General features: G+C 31.1%; 21 protein-coding genes. 14 read left to right on the plus strand and 7 right to left on the minus strand.

Annotated features, from left to right (window positions below):
- The first annotated feature begins 38 nt into the window (after window positions 1-38).
- Together FBF15_RS03490 and FBF15_RS03495 are read left to right on the plus strand one after the other, a co-directional pair.
- Window positions 39-719 carry a F0F1 ATP synthase subunit A gene (locus tag FBF15_RS03490; protein WP_002852750.1) on the plus strand — a complete coding sequence of 227 codons (681 nt, stop codon included), beginning with the start codon at window positions 39-41 and terminating at the stop codon, window positions 717-719.
- On the plus strand, window positions 716-907 hold the full coding sequence (locus FBF15_RS03495) for a membrane protein (protein WP_002852856.1): 192 nt from the start codon (window positions 716-718) through the stop codon (window positions 905-907). The genes FBF15_RS03490 and FBF15_RS03495 overlap by 4 nt, the downstream gene beginning before the upstream one ends.
- Before the next feature lie 21 nt (window positions 908-928).
- On the opposite strand, the gene metF is transcribed toward FBF15_RS03495, so the two are convergent.
- From metF to luxS, 5 genes are all read right to left on the minus strand, one after another.
- Window positions 929-1,777 (minus strand): methylenetetrahydrofolate reductase [NAD(P)H], encoded by an 849-nt coding sequence (gene metF, locus FBF15_RS03500; RefSeq protein ID WP_002852720.1) that lies wholly within the window; start codon window positions 1,775-1,777, stop codon window positions 929-931.
- A 9-nt stretch (window positions 1,778-1,786) separates the two neighbouring features.
- The gene (gene metE / locus FBF15_RS03505) at window positions 1,787-4,051 is read right to left on the minus strand and encodes a 5-methyltetrahydropteroyltriglutamate--homocysteine S-methyltransferase (protein WP_002852733.1); all 2,265 of its coding nucleotides are present in this window, start codon (window positions 4,049-4,051) and stop codon (window positions 1,787-1,789) included.
- Window positions 4,052-4,062: 11 nt separating this feature from the next.
- Entirely contained in the window at window positions 4,063-4,833 is a 771-nt protein-coding gene (locus tag FBF15_RS03510) for a MetQ/NlpA family ABC transporter substrate-binding protein (RefSeq protein ID WP_002852735.1), read from the minus strand.
- A 10-nt stretch (window positions 4,834-4,843) separates the two neighbouring features.
- Window positions 4,844-5,836, minus strand: a complete 993-nt coding sequence (locus FBF15_RS03515) for an isopenicillin N synthase family oxygenase (protein ID WP_002852878.1) — start codon at window positions 5,834-5,836, stop codon at window positions 4,844-4,846.
- 311 nt (window positions 5,837-6,147) lie between these two features.
- The gene (gene luxS / locus FBF15_RS03520; RefSeq protein WP_002852694.1) at window positions 6,148-6,642 is read right to left on the minus strand and encodes an S-ribosylhomocysteine lyase; all 495 of its coding nucleotides are present in this window, start codon (window positions 6,640-6,642) and stop codon (window positions 6,148-6,150) included.
- Window positions 6,643-6,756: 114 nt separating this feature from the next.
- Here luxS and gatB point away from each other — a divergent pair, with 114 nt between their 5' ends.
- From gatB to FBF15_RS03535, 3 genes are read left to right on the plus strand one after another with little or no spacing between them, the layout of a single operon-like run.
- Window positions 6,757-8,175, plus strand: a complete 1,419-nt coding sequence (gatB, locus tag FBF15_RS03525; RefSeq protein WP_002852902.1) for an Asp-tRNA(Asn)/Glu-tRNA(Gln) amidotransferase subunit GatB — start codon at window positions 6,757-6,759, stop codon at window positions 8,173-8,175.
- Window positions 8,172-9,068, plus strand: a complete 897-nt coding sequence (locus tag FBF15_RS03530) for an NAD(P)H-dependent glycerol-3-phosphate dehydrogenase (RefSeq protein WP_072233169.1) — start codon at window positions 8,172-8,174, stop codon at window positions 9,066-9,068. The genes gatB and FBF15_RS03530 overlap by 4 nt, the downstream gene beginning before the upstream one ends.
- A 9-nt stretch (window positions 9,069-9,077) precedes the next feature.
- Complete coding sequence (locus FBF15_RS03535; RefSeq protein WP_002852672.1) at window positions 9,078-10,256, plus strand: metal-dependent hydrolase; 1,179 nt, start codon at window positions 9,078-9,080, stop codon at window positions 10,254-10,256.
- A 7-nt stretch (window positions 10,257-10,263) separates the two neighbouring features.
- Here the strand turns inward: FBF15_RS03535 and FBF15_RS03540 are convergent, their stop codons facing one another.
- The gene (locus tag FBF15_RS03540; RefSeq protein WP_002852729.1) at window positions 10,264-11,790 is read right to left on the minus strand and encodes an inorganic phosphate transporter; all 1,527 of its coding nucleotides are present in this window, start codon (window positions 11,788-11,790) and stop codon (window positions 10,264-10,266) included.
- A 141-nt stretch (window positions 11,791-11,931) separates the two neighbouring features.
- Between FBF15_RS03540 and FBF15_RS03545 the strand changes: the two genes are divergently transcribed.
- Window positions 11,932-12,738, plus strand: a complete 807-nt coding sequence (locus FBF15_RS03545) for an inverse autotransporter beta-barrel domain-containing protein (protein WP_002892712.1) — start codon at window positions 11,932-11,934, stop codon at window positions 12,736-12,738.
- On the opposite strand, the gene FBF15_RS03550 is transcribed toward FBF15_RS03545, so the two are convergent.
- Window positions 12,735-14,111: a cation:dicarboxylase symporter family transporter gene (locus FBF15_RS03550; protein WP_002852850.1), complete on the minus strand. Its 1,377-nt coding sequence runs from the start codon at window positions 14,109-14,111 to the stop codon at window positions 12,735-12,737. The two genes, FBF15_RS03545 and FBF15_RS03550, sit on opposite strands and share 4 nt — an antisense overlap.
- A 268-nt stretch (window positions 14,112-14,379) precedes the next feature.
- Between FBF15_RS03550 and cetC the strand changes: the two genes are divergently transcribed.
- The 8 genes from cetC to FBF15_RS03590 all read left to right on the plus strand — a co-directional run bounded on the left by cetC (window position 14,380) and on the right by FBF15_RS03590 (window position 23,089).
- Window positions 14,380-14,874, plus strand: coding sequence for an energy taxis response protein CetC (gene cetC, locus FBF15_RS03555; protein ID WP_002852821.1), 495 nt, complete (start codon window positions 14,380-14,382; stop codon window positions 14,872-14,874).
- A 119-nt stretch (window positions 14,875-14,993) separates the two neighbouring features.
- A complete protein-coding gene (gene cetA / locus FBF15_RS03560; RefSeq protein WP_002799338.1) occupies window positions 14,994-16,373 on the plus strand; it encodes a bipartate energy taxis response protein CetA in 1,380 nt (459 codons plus the stop codon).
- A gap of 17 nt (window positions 16,374-16,390) precedes the next feature.
- Entirely contained in the window at window positions 16,391-16,888 is a 498-nt protein-coding gene (cetB, locus tag FBF15_RS03565) for a bipartate energy taxis response protein CetB (RefSeq protein ID WP_002777340.1), read from the plus strand.
- Between the two features lie 87 nt (window positions 16,889-16,975).
- Window positions 16,976-18,835, plus strand: a complete 1,860-nt coding sequence (gene mnmG / locus FBF15_RS03570) for a tRNA uridine-5-carboxymethylaminomethyl(34) synthesis enzyme MnmG (protein WP_002852875.1) — start codon at window positions 16,976-16,978, stop codon at window positions 18,833-18,835.
- Entirely contained in the window at window positions 18,836-20,122 is a 1,287-nt protein-coding gene (locus tag FBF15_RS03575) for an arsenic transporter (protein ID WP_002853949.1), read from the plus strand.
- 90 nt (window positions 20,123-20,212) lie between these two features.
- Window positions 20,213-20,716, plus strand: coding sequence for a ubiquinol-cytochrome c reductase iron-sulfur subunit (gene petA, locus FBF15_RS03580; RefSeq protein WP_002852880.1), 504 nt, complete (start codon window positions 20,213-20,215; stop codon window positions 20,714-20,716).
- 1 nt (window position 20,717) lies between these two features.
- Window positions 20,718-21,968 (plus strand): cytochrome bc complex cytochrome b subunit, encoded by a 1,251-nt coding sequence (locus FBF15_RS03585; RefSeq protein ID WP_002852758.1) that lies wholly within the window; start codon window positions 20,718-20,720, stop codon window positions 21,966-21,968.
- Window positions 21,965-23,089 carry a cytochrome c1 gene (locus FBF15_RS03590; protein ID WP_165434562.1) on the plus strand — a complete coding sequence of 375 codons (1,125 nt, stop codon included), beginning with the start codon at window positions 21,965-21,967 and terminating at the stop codon, window positions 23,087-23,089. Before FBF15_RS03585 ends, FBF15_RS03590 begins: the two co-directional genes overlap by 4 nt.
- Window positions 23,090-23,188 lie beyond the last annotated feature (99 nt).

Below are 23,188 nucleotides of genomic sequence, written 5' to 3' on the forward strand. Positions count from 1 at the left end.
TAAAATTCCGAGTTTAGAATAAAATTTTTGAGGAAACCATGAAAGATTTATTTTTATTTAGCTCTTTGCTTGATGCAAGTCATACTTTTTCTTATTTTTTTCACATAGGTTTGGTAGCTTTAATTGCTGTTATAGTGGCTATGATGGCTACTCGTTCTATGCAACTTGTTCCACGCGGTATGCAAAATTTAGGCGAGGCTTTTTTAGAGGGAGTTTTATCTATGGGTAGAGATACCATGGGAAGTGAAAAAGGTGCAAGAAAATATCTTCCTTTGGTTGCAACTTTGGGGATTATAGTGTTTTTTAGTAATATTATAGGCATAATACCTGGTTTTCACTCTCCAACTGCAAGTTTAAATTTGACTTTGTCCTTGGCTATTATAGTTTTTGTATATTATCATTTTGAGGGTATTAGGGCGCAAGGTTTTGTAAAGTATTTTGCTCATTTCATGGGACCTATTAAACTTTTAGCTCCTTTGATGTTTCCTATAGAGATAGTCTCTCATCTTTCTCGTGTGGTTTCTTTGTCCTTCCGTTTGTTTGGAAATATTAAAGGTGACGATTTATTTTTGATGGTAATTTTAGCTTTAGTTCCTTATATAGCTCCACTTCCTGCTTATGTGCTTTTAACTTTTATGGCATTTTTACAAGCTTTTATTTTTATGATTTTAACTTATGTATATTTAGCGGGTGCAACTGTTGTTGAGGAAGGTCATTGATCTATATTTTAGAATTTTTCAAAGGTGCATCTTTAGCTTTAATGCTTTTTGGTGCACTTTTCTTCTTTTTTAAATATAATTCTTTTTTCTATCTTTGCTTGGGTATTATACCAGGTTTGCTTTTATCTTTAATTTTTGTTTTACTTATAGAAAACCATAAGCTAAAAAATGAAAATAAGTTAAGATAAAAGCAAAAAATAGTTTATTTTCTAAGCATGAAGCTCTTCTTTAAGCAAATGCTTTACAGCTTCATAAATTTTAATAGCCGCTTTGGATTTATTCATAGTATAAAGATGAATTCCATCTACACCACTTGTGATTAAATCGACAATTTGATCGCAAGCATACGCGATACCTGCATCTTCTAAAGCCAAAGTATTATTTTCATATTTTTCTAAAATTTTAACAAATTTAGGAGGGATTTTAGCTCCGCAAAGTTGAGAAATTTTTAAAACCTGTCTTTTGTTAGTAATAGGCATAATACCTGCGTAAATAGGTATGTCAATACCTGCTAAAGCACAATTTTGTTTAAAAGTATAAAAATCTTCATTATCGTAAAAAAGTTGAGTAATGAGCTTATCTGTTCCTGCATTTACCTTAGTTTTAAGATGGTGTATATCCTCGATGAAATTTTTAGATTCATTATGTTTTTCGGGATAGCATGCGGCATAAATTTCAAAGTATTCTTGTTTTTTTATAAAAGAAATTAAATCACTAGCATAAGAAAAATCTTTGCTTTTTTCTAAATTCTCACATATATCGCCTCTTAGGGCAAGAATTTGATTAAGATTTTTTTCTTTGCATTTTTGAAGTATCTGAGTGATTTTTTCTTTACTAGAATGGATGCAAGGTAAATGTACTATGCTAGGAATTTGATATTCTTCCTGGATTAAGCTTGCAATTTCTAAAGTGTTTTGTGAGTTAATAGAGCCTCCAGCTCCAAAGGTTACGCTGATAAAATTAGGGCTTAATTGCCCTAAATCATCTAAGATAGCATGAAGATTTTTGATATTTTCATCCTTTCTTGGTGGAAAAACTTCAAAAGAAAAACTACACATGAAAACTCCTTATAATTGTTCTCGTATTTTTTGCGTAGCCGTAACTAAATTTTTAAGAGAGGCTATAACTTCTTCATAGGCTCTTGTTTTAAGTCCGCAGTCTGGATTGATCCAAATTTGCTCCTTGGGTAATTTGTTTAAAATTTTTTCTATAGTTAAACTTAATTCTTCTACGCTTGGAACTCTAGGGCTATGTATATCATAAACTCCTGGTCCCACCTCAGTTTTAAAACGAATAGCTTTTAGGGTATCTAAAAGACTTAAGTTTGATCTTGAAGCTTCAAAAGAAATCACATCAGCATCCATAGCGTCAATTTCTTTTAAGATATCGCTAAATTCACTATAACACATATGAGTGTGAATTTGAGTTTTAGCTTTTACCCCACTATGCACAAGATTAAAAGCAGGAATAGCCCAATCTAAATACTCACTATGCCAATCACTTTTCCTTAAAGGCAGTTTTTCACGCAAAGCCGCTTCATCAATTTGTATGATTTTTATACCTGCATTTTCAAGATCTAATACTTCATCTCTTATAGCTAAGGCAATTTGCTCAGTGCTTTCTTTTAGACTAATGTCTTCTCTTGGAAAGGACCAATTAAGTATGGTTACAGGTCCAGTTAGCATACCTTTTACGATTTTTTGACTTAAACTTTGTGCAAATTTAGACCAAGCTAAGGTGATAGGCTTTATGCGCGATACATCACCCCAAATCACAGGAGGTTTAACGCACCTTGTGCCATAGCTTTGCACCCAACCATTTTGAGTAAATAAAAAGCCCTTTAGATTCTCTCCAAAATACTCCACCATATCATTTCTTTCAAATTCTCCATGCACTAAAACATCAAGTCCTATTTCTTCTTGAATTTGTATGCATTCTTTGATTTTTTGTTGGTTAAATTCAGTGTAGTTTTGAGCTGAAATTTTTTCTTGCTTAAAGGCAAGGCGATTAGATCTTACATCAGCACTTTGAGGAAACGAACCTATGGTTGTGGTTGGTAAAAGAGGGAGTTTTAAAAATTCTTTTTGGATTAAGGCGCGTTCTTTAAAACTAGGCGTTCTGGTAAAATCTTCTTTTTTTAAAGCCTTAAGCCTTGCTTTGACTTTTTCATCTAAACGCTCTGGGATATTTTTAAAAAGCTCTTGATTGGCTCTAAAGAGCGGATTTTCTTCGCTAGAATTTAGAATTTCTTTTAAATCTTTAAGTTCTTGAAGTTTTTCTTTGGCAAAGGAAAAAAGTTTAAGATAGTTTGAATCTAATTTGCTTTCAAATTCAGTGCTATAAGGCACATGTAAAAGTGAGCAAGAAGTGTTTAAGATGATATTTTGTGTATATTTTTGAAGCTCTTTAATAAGCTTTAGGCTTTTAGCATAATCATTAGTATAGATATTTTTGCCATTAATAAGACCTGCAAAAAGGATTTTATCTTTAGCAAAGCCGTATTTTTGAACTAAGGCTAAGCTTTGTTTACCTTCGATAAAATCAAGACCCAAAGCATCAAATTTGCTTTCTAAAAGTTTAGGATAAATATCTCTTAAGTCTCCAAAATAGCTTTGAAGTAAAATTTTAAGATCTTTTTTGTGATTTAAAAGTTCTTGGTAAAATTCTTCAAACAAAGCGATATCTTCCTTGCTTAAATCATAAACCAAATAAGGCTCATCAAGTTCAAGCCATGTCACTTTAAGTTCATTTAGTTTATCAAAAAGCTCTATGTAAGCGTTTAAAAGCTTTTCTTTGGCGAGTTTTTGAGTTTTTTCATCTTTAAAGGCAATGAGCTTAAAAAGTGTGAAAATGCCTATTAAAACAGGCTTGCTTTCTATGCCAAGCTCTTTAGCTTCGAGATATTCTTTAAAAATTTTATCCCCTGTTAAAGCTATAATATCAGCATTATCGCACTCAGGCACCAAATAATGGTAATTTGTATTGAACCATTTTTTCATTGCTAAGGCTGTAACATCTCCATTTTCTCCTTGATAACCTCGACTTTGAGCAAAGTATTCATCTAAAGCATCTAAATTTAAATTTTTATACTTTGTATGAACAATGTTAAAAAGCACAGCTGCATCTAAGACATTATCATAAAGTGAAAAATCATTACTAGGGATAAAATCAATGCCAGCTTTTTGAATTTCTTGCCAGTGTCTAATCCTTAAATCCTTAGCACTCTTTAAAAGCTCCTCTTTAGAACTTTGGTTTTTAAAGTATTTTTCAATAGCAAATTTTAATTCTCTATTTGCACCTATTCTTGGGTAAGAAATGATTGAATTTTTCATATTTGTTCTCCTTAAAATGTAGGGATTAAAGCACCCTGATATTTTTCTTCTATAAATTTTTTAACTTCATCGCTTTGCAAGGCCTTTACTAGGGCTTTGATTTTAGGAAGGTTTTCATTACCTTCTTTAACGGCGATGATATTGCCATATTCACTATATTTACTTTCTGTATAAAGCCCATCTTTTACAGGGTTTAAACCTGCTAAAATAGCAAAATTGCTATTAATAAGAGAATAATCTACATCATTTAAACTCCTTGTAAGTTGAGCGTCTTTTAACTCTACAAATTTAAGCTTCTTAGGATTTTTAGTGATATCTAAAGGAGTGATGAGCTCATTATCCTTAACTTCTATAAGTCCTTTGCTTGCTACAATGCGTAAAGCACGGCTTTCATTTGTAGGATTATTGGGTATAGAAATGCTTTGTCCTTCCTCTGGGTTAAATTCTTTATATTTTTTTGAATACACTGCCATAGGTTCTATATGGATACTGGCAACTTTTACAAGATGGGTGCCTTGCCTTTGATTGAATTCTTTTAAATAAGGTTCATGCTGAAAATAATTAGCATCTAACTCACCATTTTCAACCATTACATTAGGGATTACCCCATCATTAAATTCATAAATTTTTAAATCATAACCTTGTTTTTGAAGTGCTGATTTTATAAATCTTAAAATATCTGCATGAGGTGTTATAGAAGAGCCAACTTTAAGTTCTTCATCTGCCCATGCAAAACCGGTAAAAAGAGTAGCGACGCAAAAAGCTTTAGTAAATAAAGTCATTTTTTCTCCTTTATGCAAAACTAAATTTTTCTATCAAGTCACTATGATAAATACTTGCTACATCAGGATGAGAGCGTATCATTCTTTTAAAATAATTACTTGCAACATTTCTTAAAAGTGGATTTTTAGGATCAGTATCCACACCTTTGCTTTCTTTGGCAAGCTCTGGATTTAACTTAAAAATAGGTATATCCTTATCAAGTTGCACTCCAAGAAAATAAGCTATGCTAAAGCGTTCTTTTGGGCTTAAATTCACGCGGTGAATAGTAGCTTTTAAATAGCCATTGGTAGCTAGTTCTAAAAATTCTCCTATATTAACTACAACGCTATTTTCAAGTGGGGGTATACTAAGCCATTTACCATCTATAAAAGCTTCAAGTCCGCTTTGTTTTTCTTGAAAAACAAAAGTGATAAGCCCGCCATCTTTATGTGAACCCACGCCTTGAGTAGTGTTTTTTGAACTTTTAGGATAATGTATGATTTTACAATGTTCATAAGAATTTTTTCCATAAAGTTTATCAAAAGCATTGCTAGGCAGATCAAGAGCTTGAGCGAAGGCTTTTAAAAGCTTTAAACAAGCTTTTTTGGTTTGTTTGTGCCAAGTTAAGAAAGTTTTTTTAAGTTCTGGAATTTCACTAGGCCAAAGATTAGGACCTTCTAGTCTTTGCCATAAGGGTGAGTTTAAATTCCAGTTTAAAGCATCTCTTTCTGTGCCTATATCCAGTTGTTCTCTATAATCCTTAGATCCTGCTGTGTATTCAAAACCTTCGCTAGTATAACCTCTAAATTGAGGAGAATGTACCATAGAAATAAGCTCTTTCGAACTTCTAGAAAGATTAAAAAATTCTTTGCCAAGTTTGAATAATTTCTCGTTTAAATTTTTATCTATACTGGTATTGATAAGATAAAAAAAACCTATTTTAGAAGCAATTTCTCTTAAATTTTTAAGAAAAGTGCTTTTATCTTTTTCATAAGCTTGTAAATCAAGTATAGGTAAGTTCATTTTTGCTCCTTAAATTAAAATTAAGGATAAGAAGATATTTTGAATTAAAATTTTATTAGAGAAATTTTTGTAAGTTAAGATTTTAAATGAGTATTTTGAAAAAATAAACTTTTTTGACTTTCTTACACATTATATCTCCTTATCCACTTTTTGGACCTTTGGAAACATAATGTTAAGCCAAAGGACGCACTAGATACTACACATCTCGCACATCAGTTTCATTTTTTCTCCTTTTAAAATAATAAAATTTCAAAATCATATATAAAAATATATTAATTAAAGCTTAATTGTTTAAAAAATAAAGATTCTTTTTAAGCATTCTCGAGTTTTAATTCTTTGTTATTCATTATGCTAATACCTAGATTTAAAACCTTTTGGGCAATTTGTTTGGCTTCATCTAAAGAATGCATTGCGCAAGTTCCGCATTGATAGATATTAAGTTCAGGAATTTTGCTTTGATCGCTTACGCTTAAAACATCTTTCATAGCTGCTTTCCAAGCTTTAGCAACACTTTTTTCATCTGGTGTTCCAATTAAACTCATATAAAAACCCGTGCGACAACCCATAGGTGAAATATCAATAATTTCAACTGAATTTGAATTTAAATGATCTCTCATAAATCCTGCAAATAAATGTTCTAAGGTATGAGTACCTTTTTCGCTCATAATGTCTTTATTTGGTATGCAAAAACGCAAATCAAACACGCTAATATCATCACCCTTAGGTGTTTTTATAACTTTAGCTAAACGCACAGCAGGAGCTGGCATTTTAGTATGGTCAACTTTAAAGCTGTCTAATAATGGCATTTTAACTCCTTAAATATAAATTGTCTAAGAATTATAGCATTTAAAGTTAATATTTAAAGCCTTTCTAAAAGAAAAAAAGATAAAATAAAACATTTAAAAATTCAAGGAAATTTTATGTTTGAAGTAGTTATAGGTCTTGAAGTTCATACTCAGTTAAATACAAAAACAAAAATCTTTTGCTCATGTGCAACTTCTTTTGGAGAAGCTCCAAATACCAATGTTTGTCCCACTTGTTTGGCCTTACCAGGAGCTTTGCCTGTTTTAAATGAAGAGGCTGTAAAAAAAGCTATAGCTTTTGGAAAAGCTGTCAATGCAACAATTAATAAAAAAAGTGTTTTTAATCGTAAGAATTATTTTTATCCAGATTTACCTAAAGCCTATCAAATTTCACAATTTGATATCCCTATAGTAGAAAAGGGTGAGCTTTTTATCAATGTAAAGGGTGAAAATAAACGCATAGGTATTACAAGAGCACACTTAGAAGAAGATGCAGGTAAAAATATCCACGAAAATAATTTTTCTAAAGTGGACTTAAATCGTGCAGGAACTCCTTTGCTTGAGATTGTCAGCGAACCTGAGCTTAGAAGTAGCGATGAGGCAGTAGCTTATCTTAAAAAGCTTCATTCTATCATACGCTTTTTAGACATTTCAGATGCAAATATGCAAGAAGGAAGTTTTAGATGCGATGCAAATGTTAGTATAAGACCTAAGGGTGATACAAAACTTTATACTAGGGTAGAGATTAAAAATCTTAATTCTTTTCGTTTTATCCAAAAAGCTATAGAATATGAGGTAAAAAGACAAAGTGAGGCTTGGGAAGATGGAACTTACGAACAAGAAGTAGTTCAAGAAACCAGACTTTTTGATACAACAAATTTAGTTACAAGAAGTATGCGTGGTAAAGAAGAAGCGGCAGAATATCGCTATTTTCCAGATCCTGATTTATTGCCTGTTTTATTAAAAGATGAGTTTTTGGATATTAAAATCCCTGAACTTCCTGATGAGAAGAAAGCACACTTTATAGACGAGCTTGGTATAAAAGAAAGTGATGCTGAGGTTTTAATCAGTTCTTTAGAAATGAGTCGTTTTTTTGAAAGTCTTATTTCTCAAAATTTAAATCCTAAGCTTTGTGTAAATTGGTTAAATACTGAACTTATGGGACTTTTAAAAGGAGAATTGACTATAGAAAATTCTCCCGTAGATGCTCAAAAGCTTGGAGTTTTAATTAAACGTATAGAAGATGGCACCATCAGTGCAAAAGCGGCTAAAGATGTCTTAGCTTTTGTATTTGAAAATACTAGTGTGGAAATTGATGAAGCTATAGAAAAGCTAGGACTTAAGCAAGTAAGTGATGATTCAGCCATAGAAGCGGTGATTGAACAAATTTTAAATGCAAATGCCGATAAGGTTGCAGAGTATAAAAGTGGTAAAGACAAGCTTTTTGGATTTTTTGTGGGTCAAACAATGAAAGAAGGCAAAGGAGCTTTTAATCCTGCAAAAGTAAATGAAATTTTAAAAACAAAGCTTGGTTGATGCGTATAGCGGTTATTGGTGCGGGAAAATGGGGCAGTGCTTTACATCTAGCCTTAAAAGAAAATCACAATTGTTTTATCAGTTCTTTGCATCAGCGTGATTTAGAAGATTTTGTTAGCATAAAAGAAGCTTTAGAATGTGAATATCTTGTTTTTGCTTTAAGTTCTCAAGGGGTGCGTGCTTGGCTTAAAGAAAATTTCATCAACAGGGGACAAAAAATTTTAATTGCTTCAAAAGGCATAGAAGATCAAAGTTGTCAATTTTTAGATGAAATTTTTTTAGATTTTGTACCAAAAGAAAATTTTTGTGTTTTAAGCGGTCCTTCTTTTGCTGCTGAAGTAATGCAAAAACTTCCTACTGCTTTGATGATTAGCGGGATAAATCAAGAGCTTTGTAAAAAATTTGCAAGTTTTTTCCCTGATTTTATTAAAACTTATATTGATAATGATGTTCGTGGTGCTGAAATTTGTGGTGCTTATAAGAATGTTTTAGCAATTGCAAGTGGGATTAGTGATGGGTTAAAACTTGGCAATAATGCAAGAGCGGCACTGATTTCAAGAGGGCTTATAGAAATGCATCGTTTTGGTAATTTTTTTGGTGCTAAAGAAGAAACTTTTTTAGGGTTAAGTGGGGCAGGGGATTTGTTTTTAACTGCAACGAGTGTTTTATCAAGAAATTATAGAGTAGGTTTAAAACTGGCGCAAAATCAAAAATTAGATAGTATTTTAGCTGAACTTAATGAAGTAGCAGAAGGTGTAAAAACTGCTTATGCTATAGAAAAATTAGCAAAAATGAAAGGAATTTATACACCTATTGTAAATGAAGTAGTGGCAATTTTTAAGGGTAAAAGTGTGCAAGAAGCAACGCAGAATTTATTAAAGCAAAATGATTAAGGAAAAATCATGATAATTAAAAATGCAAAAATTTATGGAGATTCTTTACAAGATATAGAGATTAAAGAAGGAAAAATTACCAATATTGGTTCTAATTTACAAGGTGAAGAAATTTTAGATGCTAAAGGTATGACTTTACTTCCATCTTTTGTAGATTTGTGTGTGAGTTTAAAAAACGATAAATTTTCTTTAGCTAATTTAGAACTTTTAGAAAATGAGTGTCTAAAAGGAGGAATTTCTAGTATAGTTTTGCGTGATTGCATGGATTTTGATGAAGAAAATTTTGCTTTATTTTTACAAAATGTAGCTCAAAGAAAGATGCAAATTTTTTCAAGCGTGCGGGTTAAGGATGCAAACGGTAAGCTTAAAAATTTAGCCACTCTTTTAAATAAAGGTGCTTGTGCTTTAGAGCTTGACAGCTCTTTAGATGCAAATACTTTAAAAGTAAGTTCACAATATGCTTTTATGAAAGACTCTCCAATTTTTGTGCGTTGTTATGATAAGGATTTTGATGATAATGGAGTGATGAATGATTGTGAAATGAGTTTTGAGCTAGGGCTTATAGGCATGAGTAAAATCGCTGAAACTAGCCAGATAGCTAAAATGAAAGAATTGGCTAAATTTTATAAAAATAAAGTTATTTTTGATCTTTTAAGTTTGAAAGATTCTTTAGTATTATTAGATGAAAAGGATTTAAAACTTGTAAGCATTCATCATCTTATCAAAGATGATAGTGCTTGTGAAGATTTTAATACGGCTGCGAAACTTATGCCACCTTTAAGAAGCAAAGAAGATGTTTTGGCTTTAAGAGAGGCTTTAAAAGAAGGAAAGATTAGCTTTTTAACTTCCCTGCATAGTGCAAAATCAATTTCTTTAAAAGATTTAGCTTTTGATGAAGCGGCTTTTGGAATTCATAGCGTATGCGAATTTATAAGTCTTTGTTATACTTTTTTAATCAAAGAAGGATTTTTAAATTGGCAAGAGCTTTGTCAATTTACAAGTAAAAATCCTAGTGAATTTTTAGGTTTAAATAGTGGAGTTATAGAAGTTGGCAAAGAAGCTAATCTAGTTCTTTTTGATGAGAATGAAGAAATTTTTGCTCCAAAAAGTTCTCTTTATTCTGAGGATAAACTTTTTGGAAAGATTAAGATGCATATAATTAAAGGAAAAAATATTTTAGAAAAATAAGCTTTACTTAAATTCCTAAAGATAGTTTAAATCCTAAAAATACAAGTGCTGCCATAATACCAGCGGCTGGTAAAGTGATAATCCAAGCCAATCCTATAGGCTTCATCATAATCCAATTTGCGTTTTTATTATACACTCCTATACCCAAGATAGCACCTATGAGTATATGGGTGGAGCTAACAGGAATTCCAAATTGTGTAGCTAAGAGTATAACTATGCTTGCACCAAGTTCTGCAGAAAATCCAGTAGTAGGCCGTATGGTTGCAAGTTTTGAACCCACTGTAGTAATCACTTCTTTACCTAAAAACCAAAGTCCTACAACTAGAGCAACTCCAAACATAGCTAAAGCAGCAAAAGGTACAGGAGAAGTCGCGTTAATTGTGCCGTTTTTTAAGACATCTAAAATCGCTGCAAAAGGACCTATAGCATTAGCTATATCATTGGCTCCGTGTGAAAATGCAAAACTAGAGGCTGTAAATATTTGAAACCATGAGAAAATTCTATCAGTAGTTTTATTAAGTTCTGTTTTTTTAACGATTTTGACTATAGCAAATGTTACAACATAACTTATAGTTCCTATAATTCCGATAATCCAAAAGTTTTGTAAAATATCCAAAGTGCTAACATTATTTAAACCTTTAAATAAAAACATTGCCGAAATGATAGCAGCAGCAATACAAGCAATGATTGGCATATGAGTTTTTAAAATAGAGTAAATATCTATATCTTTTTCTTGATCCTTAAATTCCTTCATTTTATTTCTATAGAAATTATTTTCTTGTTCTTCTTCATCCAAAGCTATAGCGGAAAGTTCTTTGATTTGTTCTTCTTGGGATTTTGTTTTTAAATTTAAAAAATATTCTTCTTTGAATTTTTTTCTTTCTTTTTTGATATTTTTCAAATCATCATTTAGTTTTTCTGATGGTTTTAAAATTTTCTTATCAATATATGAATAAATAATATAAGCTACAATACCCCCTAAAAGAGGCGAAGCTACCCAAGAAATAGCTATTCTTAAAATTTCACTCCATTTAACCATAGAGAGTGTTTGGATTCCATCAAATTTTAAAAGCCCCATCATAATGCTAGCACCTACAATCCCACCAACTATACTGTGTGTGGTTGATACAGGTAAGCCTTTCTTGGTTGCAATAAAAATCCAAACCCCAGAGCTTAAAAGTGCAGCAAGCATAATGATAACAAAAAGCATAGGATCTAAAGAATTTGGAAAAATAACAATACCGCTGCGTATGGTCTTAGTAACTTCTGCGCCTGCGAAGATTGCCCCGCTTAGCTCAAAAACAGCTGCTATAATTAAAGCTTGTTTAATGGTTACTGTTTTTGCGCCAACGCTTGTTCCAAAAGAATTGGCTACATCATTTCCACCTATATTAAATGCCATAAAAATGCCAAATATAGAAGCAAGAATAAAAAGAATTAATTGATGTTGCGAAATATAACCAAATCCCCAAATAACAAATGCGATAGTACTGATAATAAAAATAACAAAAGCTATGAGGTTGTCTTTTTGCATTAATAACCCTTTTTTATTTTAATTATACACTTATTTACTTTAAATTTGCTAATTTTATTTTTTAGTCTTTGTGGAATTTTTATTTATATTATTTTTTTATAATAAATACTTAAACAAGAAATAATAAGGAATATAAGAATAATGAGGGGTATTTTTTATATAATAGCATTGTTTTCTTTACTCAATGGCGATGAACTTACAGAGGCTTTAGCAAAAAATAATAATCAAAATTCTTGGGAGCACTTTGATTATAAAAATACCAAAGAAGCTCCAAAAATTCAAGAAGAGAATGTGGATTTTAAAAGCACTTTTGATAGCTTACTTTCAAAAACTTTAGAAAATAATAATGGTATAGATAAAACAGATGGGAATTTAGATTTTCAAAATGAAAACGCGCAGGTTAAAAATTTAAGTTCTCTTTATGAGGGGGAGAATAATTCTTTGCTTTTTCAAAAAGAACTTTTTGTGGCTCAAGATAATTATAATTACTCAGGGGGTTTAATCAATCGTTATGAAAAAGATGATTTTTTATTTGGAGTTAATGGTTTTATTGATAAACAAAAAGAACAAAAAGATACTAAAAGTTTTGGTACAGAGTTTGGTTATAGTAAATTTATAAAGGCTTATAGTAATTATTATATACCCAATGAAGCAGAAAAAAAATTACAGCTTGGAATGAGTTTTGTAATTCCAACTTATACCGCTTTTGCTTTTGATATAAGTAAGGATAATGATAAAACTAATTATCAAGTATCTTACTCTCCTTATAGTGTATTTAGTTTAAATTTATTGCATCGTGATTATAGTGCAAGAGAGACTGTTGATGATACTGTTGTTCAAGTTGGATTTAGTTTTAATTTCAATGAAAGTTTTTTAAAGCAATTTAGAAAAAAAGATAATACTTTAGAGGAGGTTAATCGATATGATTTCCTCCAAAGAACTCATTAGTTCATTCCAGCATTATGAAATTTTTCTGGATTGTCCATAGCGTAGCGGAATTTTTCCCAATCAATTTGTTTATCCCAGATAGCAACGATTAAAGCTGCTACTGAATTTCCGCAAAGATTTCCAACCGCTCTCATTTCAGACATAAATTTATCAACACCTAAAAGAACACCTATAGCAGCTACTGGTAGAACTTGTGCTAAGGTTGCATTTGCTTCTGAAATTTCCATATTTCCTAGAGCCGCAAGCGTACTTCCAAGCACTATAAAACCTGATCCAGTTACACCTACTGCACCTTTTGAGGCTATCATTAATACTATTAAAATACTGATTTCGTGTGCTAAACTTAAATTTACATTGAAAGCTTGTGCTAGAAAGATTAAGCTCATAGCTAGATAAATATTTGTACAATCAAGATTAAAACTATATCCCGTTGGTAAAACAAGTCCGACTGTTGCTTTAGAAAGTCCTGCTTTTTCTAGTTTTCTCATTAAAGGAGCAAGTGCAGACTCGCTTGAACTGGTTGCAAAAACGATCAATACTTCTCTTGAGATAAATCTCATAAATTTGAAGATATTTACTTTTGCAAAATAACAAATCAGACCTAAGATTCCAAATATAAAAACAAGACATGAAATCAGCATTACTAAAAGTAAATATGCTAAGTTGATCAAAGAGCCAATTCCGTATTGAGCTATGAGTACAGCCATTGCTGAAAAGGCGGCAATAGGACTAAAATACATAATGATTTGTAGAATTTTAAAAACAAAATTTTGTACCACTTCAAAAACTCTTTGAATTGCCTGTTTGTCTTCTATTCTCATTAAAGAAATAATCAAAGCAGTAATTATAGCAATAACTAAAACTTGTATGGTTTTTCCTTCTGTAAAAGGTGTGATAATATCAGTAGGCATAGCATCTTTTAAAATATGCATAATCTCAGAGCTCGCACTTACTTCTGTGGTTTGAGAAATGTATTTTTGAACGCTTTTTGTATCAAGTTGACTTGGATCAAGATTCATTCCATGGCCTGGTTGCATAACATTTGCCATAAAAATACCTATAGCAAGTGCTAAAGTACTTACAACTTCAAAGTAAATAACCGCTTTAGCACCAATGCTACCTACTTTTTTTAAACTTTCAAGACTAATGATGCCCAAAACCAAAGTAACAAAAATAATAGGGCCTATAAGAACCTTTAAAGCACCTATAAAATAATCAACTCCTGGTTTGCTAGCAATGGCTAATTCTTTATCTGTATAGCCAAGTACAATACCTGTAATAATGCCTATAATCACCCAAAATCCAAGACTTTTGATAATACGTTTATATAAAGGCGGTTTTCTTTCAGCTAAAGTTTGACTTAAAGTTTCCAAGTTTATTCACTCCTTTTGATCTTTGTAAAATATAATTTTAACAATGTGTATCGTAAATTTTAACAAAAAAACAAATCTAGAAATACTTTCTTTTATATGATATGATAATTTTTTATATAAACGTTACAAAATTTCTCATTATTTGCATTATAAAATTTAAAATATTTTTGAAAATTTTATAATTTTGTAATTCAGTTTGCTTTTTGTTATTTATTATTGGTAATAATTCTATTTTTGATTTATTTGTTTTATTGGGATGTTTTAAATTATGAAAGAAATAGTTTTGTCTGAAAATGCTTTAATTACTTCTAAAACAGATCTTAAGGGGAATATCATTTATGCCAATAATGACTTTTTAAAATACGCAGGTTATAAAGTCGATGAGCTTTTATATAAATCTCATAATATAGTAAGACATGAAGATATGCCACGCACTGTATTTAAATGTCTTTGGGATTATATTCAAAAAGGAGATGAAATTTTTGCATTTGTGAAAAATAAATCCAAAGATGGTAATTTTTACTGGGTTTTTGCAAATGTAAGTGCTTCATTTGATGCTAATGGAGATATCATCAATTATTATTCTGTTCGTCGTGCACCCAATAGAAAATCTCTTTCTATAATTGAAGAAGTTTATAAAATTTTACTTGAAAAAGAGCAAAAATCAGGCATTAATGCTGGAGTTTCAGCTTTAATGGATATTGTAAGTTCTTATAAAATGACTTATAATGAACTTATTTTTAACTTACAAGAAAATAATTAAATAAGATATATTTAATCTTTTTTATTGTATAATTTTCGCCTAAAAATTAAAGTAATATATTATTAAAGTATTGTTTTGATTTATGATTTCAAAAAATTTTCAATAAAAGGGGTAAATTTATGGTGAAAAATGGATTATTATCAACTATTTTTCTAAGTGTTATCGGTGTTTTAGGTGTCATTTTTATTCATATTTTTGTTGGAGCGATAATTTTTGTTTTAATCGCTGTTTTAATGATTTATTTGCTTAGACAACACAAAGATGAGCAAATAATGATAGATAAACTTTTGGTTCTTTGTAGAGAGTTAAAAGAAGGAAATTTTGACAATAGAATTATCTATGTAAAAACAAAAAGCAAAAAATTAGCCGAAATAGCAGATAATCTTAACAATACTATTGATGGGCTAGAAGCTTACTTAAGGGAAATTAATACTTCTATTTCTTGTTCTCAAAAAGGTGAATTTTATCGCAAGGCTTTGCCTGAAGGTTTAAAAGGAATTTTTGCTCATAATATCGAATTTATAAATAAAGCTTTAGCAAACATAGAAGTGACAGCAAGATCTACTTTTAAAAATGCTTTATCAAGAACTTTAATGGATTTAAGCCTTGGAAATCAAAATAAAGACATGTCTCAAATTTCTAGCTCATTAAATCAAGATATTAGCATGATGAAAAATGTATATGATACAGTGGATGCCATTTCTCATACAGCTACAGAAAATGGTTCAGAGGTGGATTCTCTTCAAAGTGCTATGGGTTCTTTAATGGATGTTGTAAATTCGAGCAAGGAGACAGTACAAACTTTTGTGGCTAATTCACAAAATATCACTTCAGTGGTTGAAGTAATACGTGATATAGCCGATCAAACCAATCTTCTAGCTTTAAATGCTGCTATTGAAGCTGCGCGTGCAGGAGAGCATGGTAGGGGCTTTGCGGTTGTGGCTGATGAAGTTAGAAAGTTAGCAGAAAGAACTCAAAGATCTACAAGCGAAATTTCTATTGCAATTCAGACTATGCAACAAGATTTTGTAAATATCCAAAGTGGCAGTGAGCAAGTTTTTAACATTGTTAGTGAATCTGAAGAAAGAATTAATAAATTTTCTCAAGCTTTTAAACGTCTAGAAGAAAATAGTAGTGCTCTTGGTGTTAATTTTGGATCCTTTGCAAAGAGATTGATTTTGTCTGTGGTTAAAATCGATCATATTCTTTATAAATCAAATATATATTTAAATTTAAATGGGGCTCAAAATTTCAATCTTGAAAGTGTAGATCCAATTTCTAATCTTTGTCAAGATGAGAGAGCTCAAGGTGTTATTAATGAGCTTAGTTCTGAAACTGAGTTAAATTTAGCTAAAGAATTTATAAAAGATAACGCTAAAAAAGCAATAGAAGAATCAAGTCAAGATTATATCGATCAAAAAGCTTATGATGCGATTGTAAATGATATTAAATCACTAGAGCAAAGAAGTGCTGAAATCTTAGCAAAATTAAAAATATAAATTAAGAGGGTGGGAAAATGTCAAGAGAAATTTTTTTACAAGAAGATAGTTTAATTACTTCTAAAACAGATTTAAAAGGTAAAATAGTTTATGCAAATGATGATTTTTTAAAGTATGCAGGTTATACCATGGGTGAAGTTTTAAATAAACCTCATAACATAGTAAGACATGAAGAGATGCCAAAAACTGTTTTTAAATATTTATGGGATTATATGAAAGAAGGCAAAGAAATTTTTGCTTACGTAAAAAATAAAACCAAAGATAACAATTACTATTGGGTTTTTGCAAATGTAACCCCATCAATAGATGTTAATAATAATATCATAGGCTATTATTCCGTTCGTCGTATGCCAAATAAAAGCGCTATTTCTACAATAGAAAGTCTTTATAGCGATCTTTTAAGAGCAGAACAGCAACAAGGCTTAAATAAGGGTGTTGAGATGCTTAAAAATTTCTGCAAAGATGCAGATAAAACTTATAATGAGTTAATTTTCTCTCTTCAAGAAGCTAAATAAATTTTTGTTAGACTTAAAACGAGTTTGTTTTAAGTCTAAATATTATATAATCTTTCTTTTAAAAATTCACATTTTTCAAGGCAAAATATGTTTGATGTCATTGTTATAGGTGGTGGACATGCAGGTGTTGAAGCAAGTGCTGCTGCTGCTAGAATGGGTAAAAAAACCTTACTTTTAACTACATTGATTGAGCAAATAGGAGCGGCAAGTTGTAATCCAGCCATAGGTGGACTTGCTAAAGGGCATTTGGTAAAAGAACTTGATGCCATGGGTGGTCTTATGGGTGAAATCACCGATGAAGCAGGGATACAATTTCGCATTTTAAATGAAAGTAAGGGTGTAGCCGTTCAAGGAAGTAGGGCACAAATTGATATGGATAAATACCGTATCATTGCACGTAATAAACTTTTAAAACTTCCAAATTTAGAAATTTCTCAAGAACAAGCGAGTGTTTTAATCGTAGAAAATGATGAAGTTAAAGGCGTAAAAACAAATTTAGAAAATATATATTTTGCCAAAAAAGTCATCCTAACAACAGGAACTTTTTTAAATGGACTTATTCACGTAGGTGAAAATAAACTTCAAGCAGGAAGGGTAGGGGAGCTTGCTTCGGTAAATTTAGGAAATTATCTGCAAACTTTGGGTTTAAAAATGGGACGTTTAAAAACAGGAACTTGCCCAAGAGTGGATGCAAAAAGCATTGATTTTAGCGTGCTTGAAATTCAAGATGGTGATGTAAATCCTAAAGCTTTTAGTTTTCGTTCAAGAAATTTCAATCCTACTCAACTTCCTTGTTATATCGCACGCACTAATACAACTACACATGAGATTATTAAGAATAATTTTTATCGTGCCCCACTTTTTACAGGACAGATTGAAGGTGTGGGGCCAAGGTATTGTCCTTCTATAGAAGATAAGGTCAATCGTTTTAGCGACAAAGAAAGCCATCATCTTTTTATAGAGCCTCAAACTATCGATGCGACGGAGTATTATATCAATGGTTTTTCTACTTCTTTACCTTATGAAGTACAAACTCAAATGTTGCGTTCTGTAAAGGGTTTTGAAAATGCTAAAATAACCCGTTTTGGTTATGCTATAGAATATGACTATATAGAGCCAACTGAACTTAAGCATACTTTAGAACTTAAAAAGATTAAAAATCTTTATTGTGCAGGACAGATTAATGGAACTACAGGTTATGAAGAGGCTGCAGCACAAGGCTTTATGGCGGGAATCAATGCAAGCTTAAGCATAGATATGAAAGAGCCTTTGATTTTAAGGCGTGATGAAGCTTATATAGGAGTTTTAATCGATGATTTGGTAGTAAAAGGTACAAAAGAACCTTATAGAATGTTTACTTCAAGAGCAGAATTTAGACTGCTTTTAAGGGAAGAAAATGCTATACTTAGACTTGGAAAATATGGCTATGATTTGGGGCTTTTAAGCGAGCAAGATTTTACTTATATACAAAATATCGCAAACAATCTTCAAAAAGGACTTGAATTTTTACTTTCTAAAGAATTCACGCCCAATAACCAAAACAATGCTTTTTTAGAGAGTTTGGGAGAAGATAAAATTTCTTCTATAGTCAATCTTCAAAAAATTGTCGCAAGAGCAAGTTTTGATATAGAAAAATTAAAAAAACTTGACCCTATATTTGAAACTATGGATCATTACTCCTTAAGAGAGATTTTAAATGAGGCAAAGTATTATCATTACATTAGTATGCAAAAAGCTCAAGTAGAAAAAATGAAAAATCTTAGTGAGCTTAAAATTCCTGAAAATTTTGATTTTAAAAGTGTAAGTGGTTTGAGTAATGAGGTTGTAGAAAAACTTAATCATCATAAACCGCCAACCATTTTTGCTGCAAGTCAAATCAGTGGAATCACTCCTGCAGCGTTAGATATTTTACAAATTTATATCAAAATGCAAAAGAAAAAAGCTTAAATGCTTGCTTTTTTTATTTTTTTATCTACTTTAGTTTTACTTTTTTGGCGTCCATGGAATTTACCTATTTGGGTATTTTCTAGCTTGGGGGCTTTTTTTGTTTTTATTTTTCAATTGGTAGATTTTAAAGATGCTTATTTTGTTTTTTCTTTGGTTTGGGATAGTTCTTTAACTTTGGTTGGGTTGATTATTCTTTCTTTTAGCTTGGAAGCTTTGGGATTTTTTGATTTTATTGCGAGTAAAATTTTGCATTTTTCTAGAGAGAAAAATCAAGGTAAAATTTATATCAGCACAAAAAAATTGATGTTATTTTTGTTGATTTTTGTCTTTTTTCTTTCTGCATTTTTTGCTAACGATGGAGCGATTTTAATCATTACACCTATTATTATAGCTTTATTTTCAACTCTTAAAGATTGTAAAAATCATGCTTTTATTTTAAGTTCTTTTTTACTTAGCCTTTCTTTTTTATGTGATGCAAGTTCAAACGCTTTGGTTATTTCAAATTTAACCAATATCATCACAGCAAATTATTTTAAGATAGAATTTTTAGAATTTGCTAAAAATATGTTTTTGCCAAATTTTTTTGTTTTGCTTTCTACTATAGTTACGGTTTTTGTGCTTTATGTGAGAGTTTTACCTAAAAGGCTTGAATTTAAATTAATCAAAAAAGAGCAAATTTCATTGAAATTGTTTTTTCTTTGCATAGTATTTTTATTTCTTTTTGTTATCAGTTTTTTTATAGGTGAAATTTTTAATATTAAAATAAGTTTTTTTGCTTTGCTTTGGGCGGGAATTTTTTGGCTTATTATTTTAAAAATTCAAGGTAAAAAAAGTATTAAAATTCTTTTTGAAGCACCTTATGGAGTTTTGCTTTTTAGTTTTGGGCTTTATATGGTGGTTTTTGCTTTACATAAAATAGGTGTGAGTGAAATTTTGGTTAAAAGCTATGCTTTTTTGATGCAAGATAAGAGTGGAATTTTTGGTGTGGCTTTGATTTCAGCTTTTGGATCTTCTGTGTTTAATAATTTGCCTATGGTTTTAATCGGAGATTTGGCATTAAAAGAATATTTTGAGAATTTTTCTTTTGATTCTTTGATGATTTATGCACATCTTTTAGGTGTAAATATAGGTCCAAAACTTACGCCAATAGGTTCTTTAGCAACTTTGCTTTGGCTTGGAGTTTTGGCTAGAAAAGGCATTAATATTTCTTTTTGGCAATATTGTAAATTTGGCTTTTTGATAACTTTACCTGTGCTTGTTTTTTCTCTTTTTGCTCTTATTGTCTAAATATCAAAACTTGTTAAACAAAGAAAAAATTTATTTTAATTTCGATAAACTTTTAACTTGGTTAAAAAATAAAATCGAAAGGAGCAAGTTATGGCTACATCTGAGAGTAGACGAAGCTTTATGGGCTTTGCATTTGGAAGCGTAGCTGCTGTAGGCGGTGTTTTCTCACTTGTTGCGATGAAAAAAACTTGGGATCCGCTTCCAAGTGTTAAAGCTGCAGGTTTTACTACAGTAGATTTATCAGGAATGCAAGATGGAGAGCTTAGAACTATAGAATGGCGTAAAAAGCCTATTTTTATATTAAAAAAAGATGCGAGTATGCCAAAAGATGAAAAACGTGATGTTGTGGTAGATAACGCAGCTTATACTGTGGTTATAGGACTTTGTACGCATTTGGGTTGTATACCTGCTTACCAACCAAGTGAGCAATTGTTTAAATGCGCCTGTCATGGTGGAGAATTTGACACAAGTGGAAAAAATGTCTTTGGACCTCCTCCAAAGCCTCTTGAAATTCCTCCTTTTAAAATTGATGGAACCAAGCTTGTTTTAGGTGAAGAGGGTCCTGAATATAAAAAAATGATAGCGGAGGCTTAAGATGGCACAAATTAGAAAAGCTAATGGTCTTGTAGATTGGCTTGATCAAAGACTTGCGGTACATAAACTGCTTGATGTTTTAATGGTAAAATATTGGATACCAAAGCAAATTAACTTTCTTTGGGCAATGGGGGTTATTTTAACCACTCTTTTTGCAGTGCTTTTTGTTACAGGACTTTTACTTGTGATGTATTATAAACCAGATACTGCACTTGCTTTTGATAGTGTGAATAAGACTATTATGCAAGAGGTGGACTATGGATGGCTTTGGCGTCACATGCATGGTGTTGCCGCTTCTGTTGTATTTTTGATTATATACATACATATGCTAACAGGAATTTATTACGGTTCTTATAAAAAAGGTCGTGAGATGATTTGGGTTAGCGGTATGCTTTTGTTTGTTGTATTTTCTGCTGAAGCTTTTAGTGGGTATATGCTTCCTTGGGGACAAATGAGTTATTGGGCAGCTCAAGTAATCACTAATCTTTTTGGAGGGATACCATTTATTGGCCCTGAGCTTGTGATTTGGATTCGTGGAGATTATGCGGTTTCTGATCCAACTTTAACAAGATTTTTTATGCTTCATGTGTGCTTGCTTCCTATAGTTATCATTGCTATTATAGCATTTCACTTCTATTCTTTAAGAATTCCTCATGTTAATAATGAAATTTCTGAAGAACTTGACTTTGATTTAGAGGCTGAAAAATACATGGCAGGTGACACAAAGGGTTCTAAAGTGATTCCTTTTTGGCCAGGATTTTTATCAAAAGATTTTATGTATATAAGCTTTTTTATGATTTTCTTCTTTTATTTGGTCTGTTTTAAATTTGAATTTGCAATGGATCCAATTAATTTTGATCCAGCTAATGCGCTTAAAACACCAGCTCATATTTATCCTGAGTGGTATTTCTTATGGAGTTATGAAGTTTTAAGAGGATTTTTCTTTGATATTGCAGGTATTAAAGCTTTTGATATAGGTTTGGCTGCATTTGGTATTGCTCAAGTGATTTTCTTCTTGCTTCCTTGGCTTGATAGAAGTGATGTGGTAAAACCAGCTCATGAAAGACCTTTATTTTTCATTTGGTTTTGGATATTGCTTATTGATTTAATTGTTTTAACTGTTTATGGAAAATTACCTCCAACAGGTGTAAATGCTTGGGTAGGATTTTACGCTTCTATAGTATTTTTACTTTTACTTATTGTAGTTTTACCGGTTATTACTATTATGGAGAGAAAAGGAGCTAAACAATGAGAGAAATAAAAATATTTTTAGTTGTAGTAGTTTTTACTGCACTTGTATATTGGGGGGTAGAGCCTTATGCTCATTCAGTGATGAAGCCTCATGTTGCTCCTGCAAATTTTGATTTTGCTGTTGAAGATACTACTTTTGCAAAAGGTATAGTTGAAGCTAAAGAATTAGCTCTAAAAGATGCACAAGCTTCAGGAGATGCTAAAAGAATAGAGAGTGCAAACAAAGAACTTGAAAAAGCAAAAGAAGAATTAAGCAAGGTTGAAACACTTTGGGCAGATGTTGCAAAGATCGATTTTGCTAAGGGTGATGCAAAAAAAGGTAAAGAATTTTTTGAAAATAACTGTTTTGCATGTCATGGTGTAAAAGAAGATGGAATAGCAGCTAATATTACTGATTCTTCTATGGGAGTAATACCGCCTGATCTCAGTGCAGCTGGTGCTATTTTTGATGAAAAATTTTTAGCAGCTTTGATTATGCATCCTGCGCTTGCTTTAAAAGTAGATCATAAATTTGGTGATGCTTTTATTATGACAGCTTACAATAAAGATACTTCAGGAGAAAGTGAAGAAGCTACAAATGCAAATATAGCCAATGTAATTGCTTATCTTAAAGATGTGAGTGTTAAATTTGAAGCCAATGAAGATGCTACTATTAAGAAAGATGTTGAGGCAAAATATGCTAAAATGGAAAATAGTGCTCAAAAAGCAGCTTTAATGGAAAAAGATATAAAATTTGCTAAAGATAAAGCAACTTTTATTGAGGCTTGCGGACGTTGTCATGATATGAAATACGATAGCTTTTTTACTCCATCAAATCAAAATGATTTAAAAACTTATTTAGGTTCTGTTCCACCTGATCTTTCTATGATGATAAGATCTCGTGGTGAGCAATATTTACATGATTTTATTAATAATACTCAAAAACTTCTTCCAGGAACCGCTATGCCAAGAGTAGGTTTAACAGAAGCTGCACAGGCTAAGGTTGTATCTTATATTGATCAAGTGGGTGATAGCAAAAAAGAAGAAAGAAAAACTACAGGAATTTATGTAATGATATTCTTTGTAATTTTAAGTATTTTTGCTATAGGTTGGAAGCGTTTTGTTTGGTCTAAATTACATTAGTATTATAAAATTTTTGCCACTATTTTATATCTGTGGCAAAAATTCTATCTTTTCTTCAATTTTATCAAATTTTAAACATAATTAAGAGATACTATCAAA

The organism is Campylobacter sp. CFSAN093233, assembly GCF_011068165.1.
GTDB classification, from domain to species: Bacteria; Campylobacterota; Campylobacteria; order Campylobacterales; family Campylobacteraceae; genus Campylobacter_D; species Campylobacter_D jejuni.

Coding starts and splice junctions, on each gene's coding strand:
- FBF15_RS03545 (WP_002892712.1), top strand. CDS start 11,932: ATGAGGGGTATTTTTTATATAATAGCATTGTTTTCTTTACTCAATGGC.
- luxS (WP_002852694.1), bottom strand. CDS start 6,642: ATGCCATTATTAGACAGCTTTAAAGTTGACCATACTAAAATGCCAGCT.
- FBF15_RS03590 (WP_165434562.1), top strand. CDS start 21,965: ATGAGAGAAATAAAAATATTTTTAGTTGTAGTAGTTTTTACTGCACTT.
- FBF15_RS03540 (WP_002852729.1), bottom strand. CDS start 11,790: ATGCAAAAAGACAACCTCATAGCTTTTGTTATTTTTATTATCAGTACT.
- cetB (WP_002777340.1), top strand. CDS start 16,391: ATGTCAAGAGAAATTTTTTTACAAGAAGATAGTTTAATTACTTCTAAA.
- gatB (WP_002852902.1), top strand. CDS start 6,757: ATGTTTGAAGTAGTTATAGGTCTTGAAGTTCATACTCAGTTAAATACA.
- FBF15_RS03585 (WP_002852758.1), top strand. CDS start 20,718: ATGGCACAAATTAGAAAAGCTAATGGTCTTGTAGATTGGCTTGATCAA.
- FBF15_RS03575 (WP_002853949.1), top strand. CDS start 18,836: ATGCTTGCTTTTTTTATTTTTTTATCTACTTTAGTTTTACTTTTTTGG.
- cetA (WP_002799338.1), top strand. CDS start 14,994: ATGGTGAAAAATGGATTATTATCAACTATTTTTCTAAGTGTTATCGGT.
- FBF15_RS03510 (WP_002852735.1), bottom strand. CDS start 4,833: ATGACTTTATTTACTAAAGCTTTTTGCGTCGCTACTCTTTTTACCGGT.
- metE (WP_002852733.1), bottom strand. CDS start 4,051: ATGAAAAATTCAATCATTTCTTACCCAAGAATAGGTGCAAATAGAGAA.
- cetC (WP_002852821.1), top strand. CDS start 14,380: ATGAAAGAAATAGTTTTGTCTGAAAATGCTTTAATTACTTCTAAAACA.
- metF (WP_002852720.1), bottom strand. CDS start 1,777: ATGTGTAGTTTTTCTTTTGAAGTTTTTCCACCAAGAAAGGATGAAAAT.
- mnmG (WP_002852875.1), top strand. CDS start 16,976: ATGTTTGATGTCATTGTTATAGGTGGTGGACATGCAGGTGTTGAAGCA.
- petA (WP_002852880.1), top strand. CDS start 20,213: ATGGCTACATCTGAGAGTAGACGAAGCTTTATGGGCTTTGCATTTGGA.
- FBF15_RS03515 (WP_002852878.1), bottom strand. CDS start 5,836: ATGAACTTACCTATACTTGATTTACAAGCTTATGAAAAAGATAAAAGC.
- FBF15_RS03535 (WP_002852672.1), top strand. CDS start 9,078: ATGATAATTAAAAATGCAAAAATTTATGGAGATTCTTTACAAGATATA.
- FBF15_RS03490 (WP_002852750.1), top strand. CDS start 39: ATGAAAGATTTATTTTTATTTAGCTCTTTGCTTGATGCAAGTCATACT.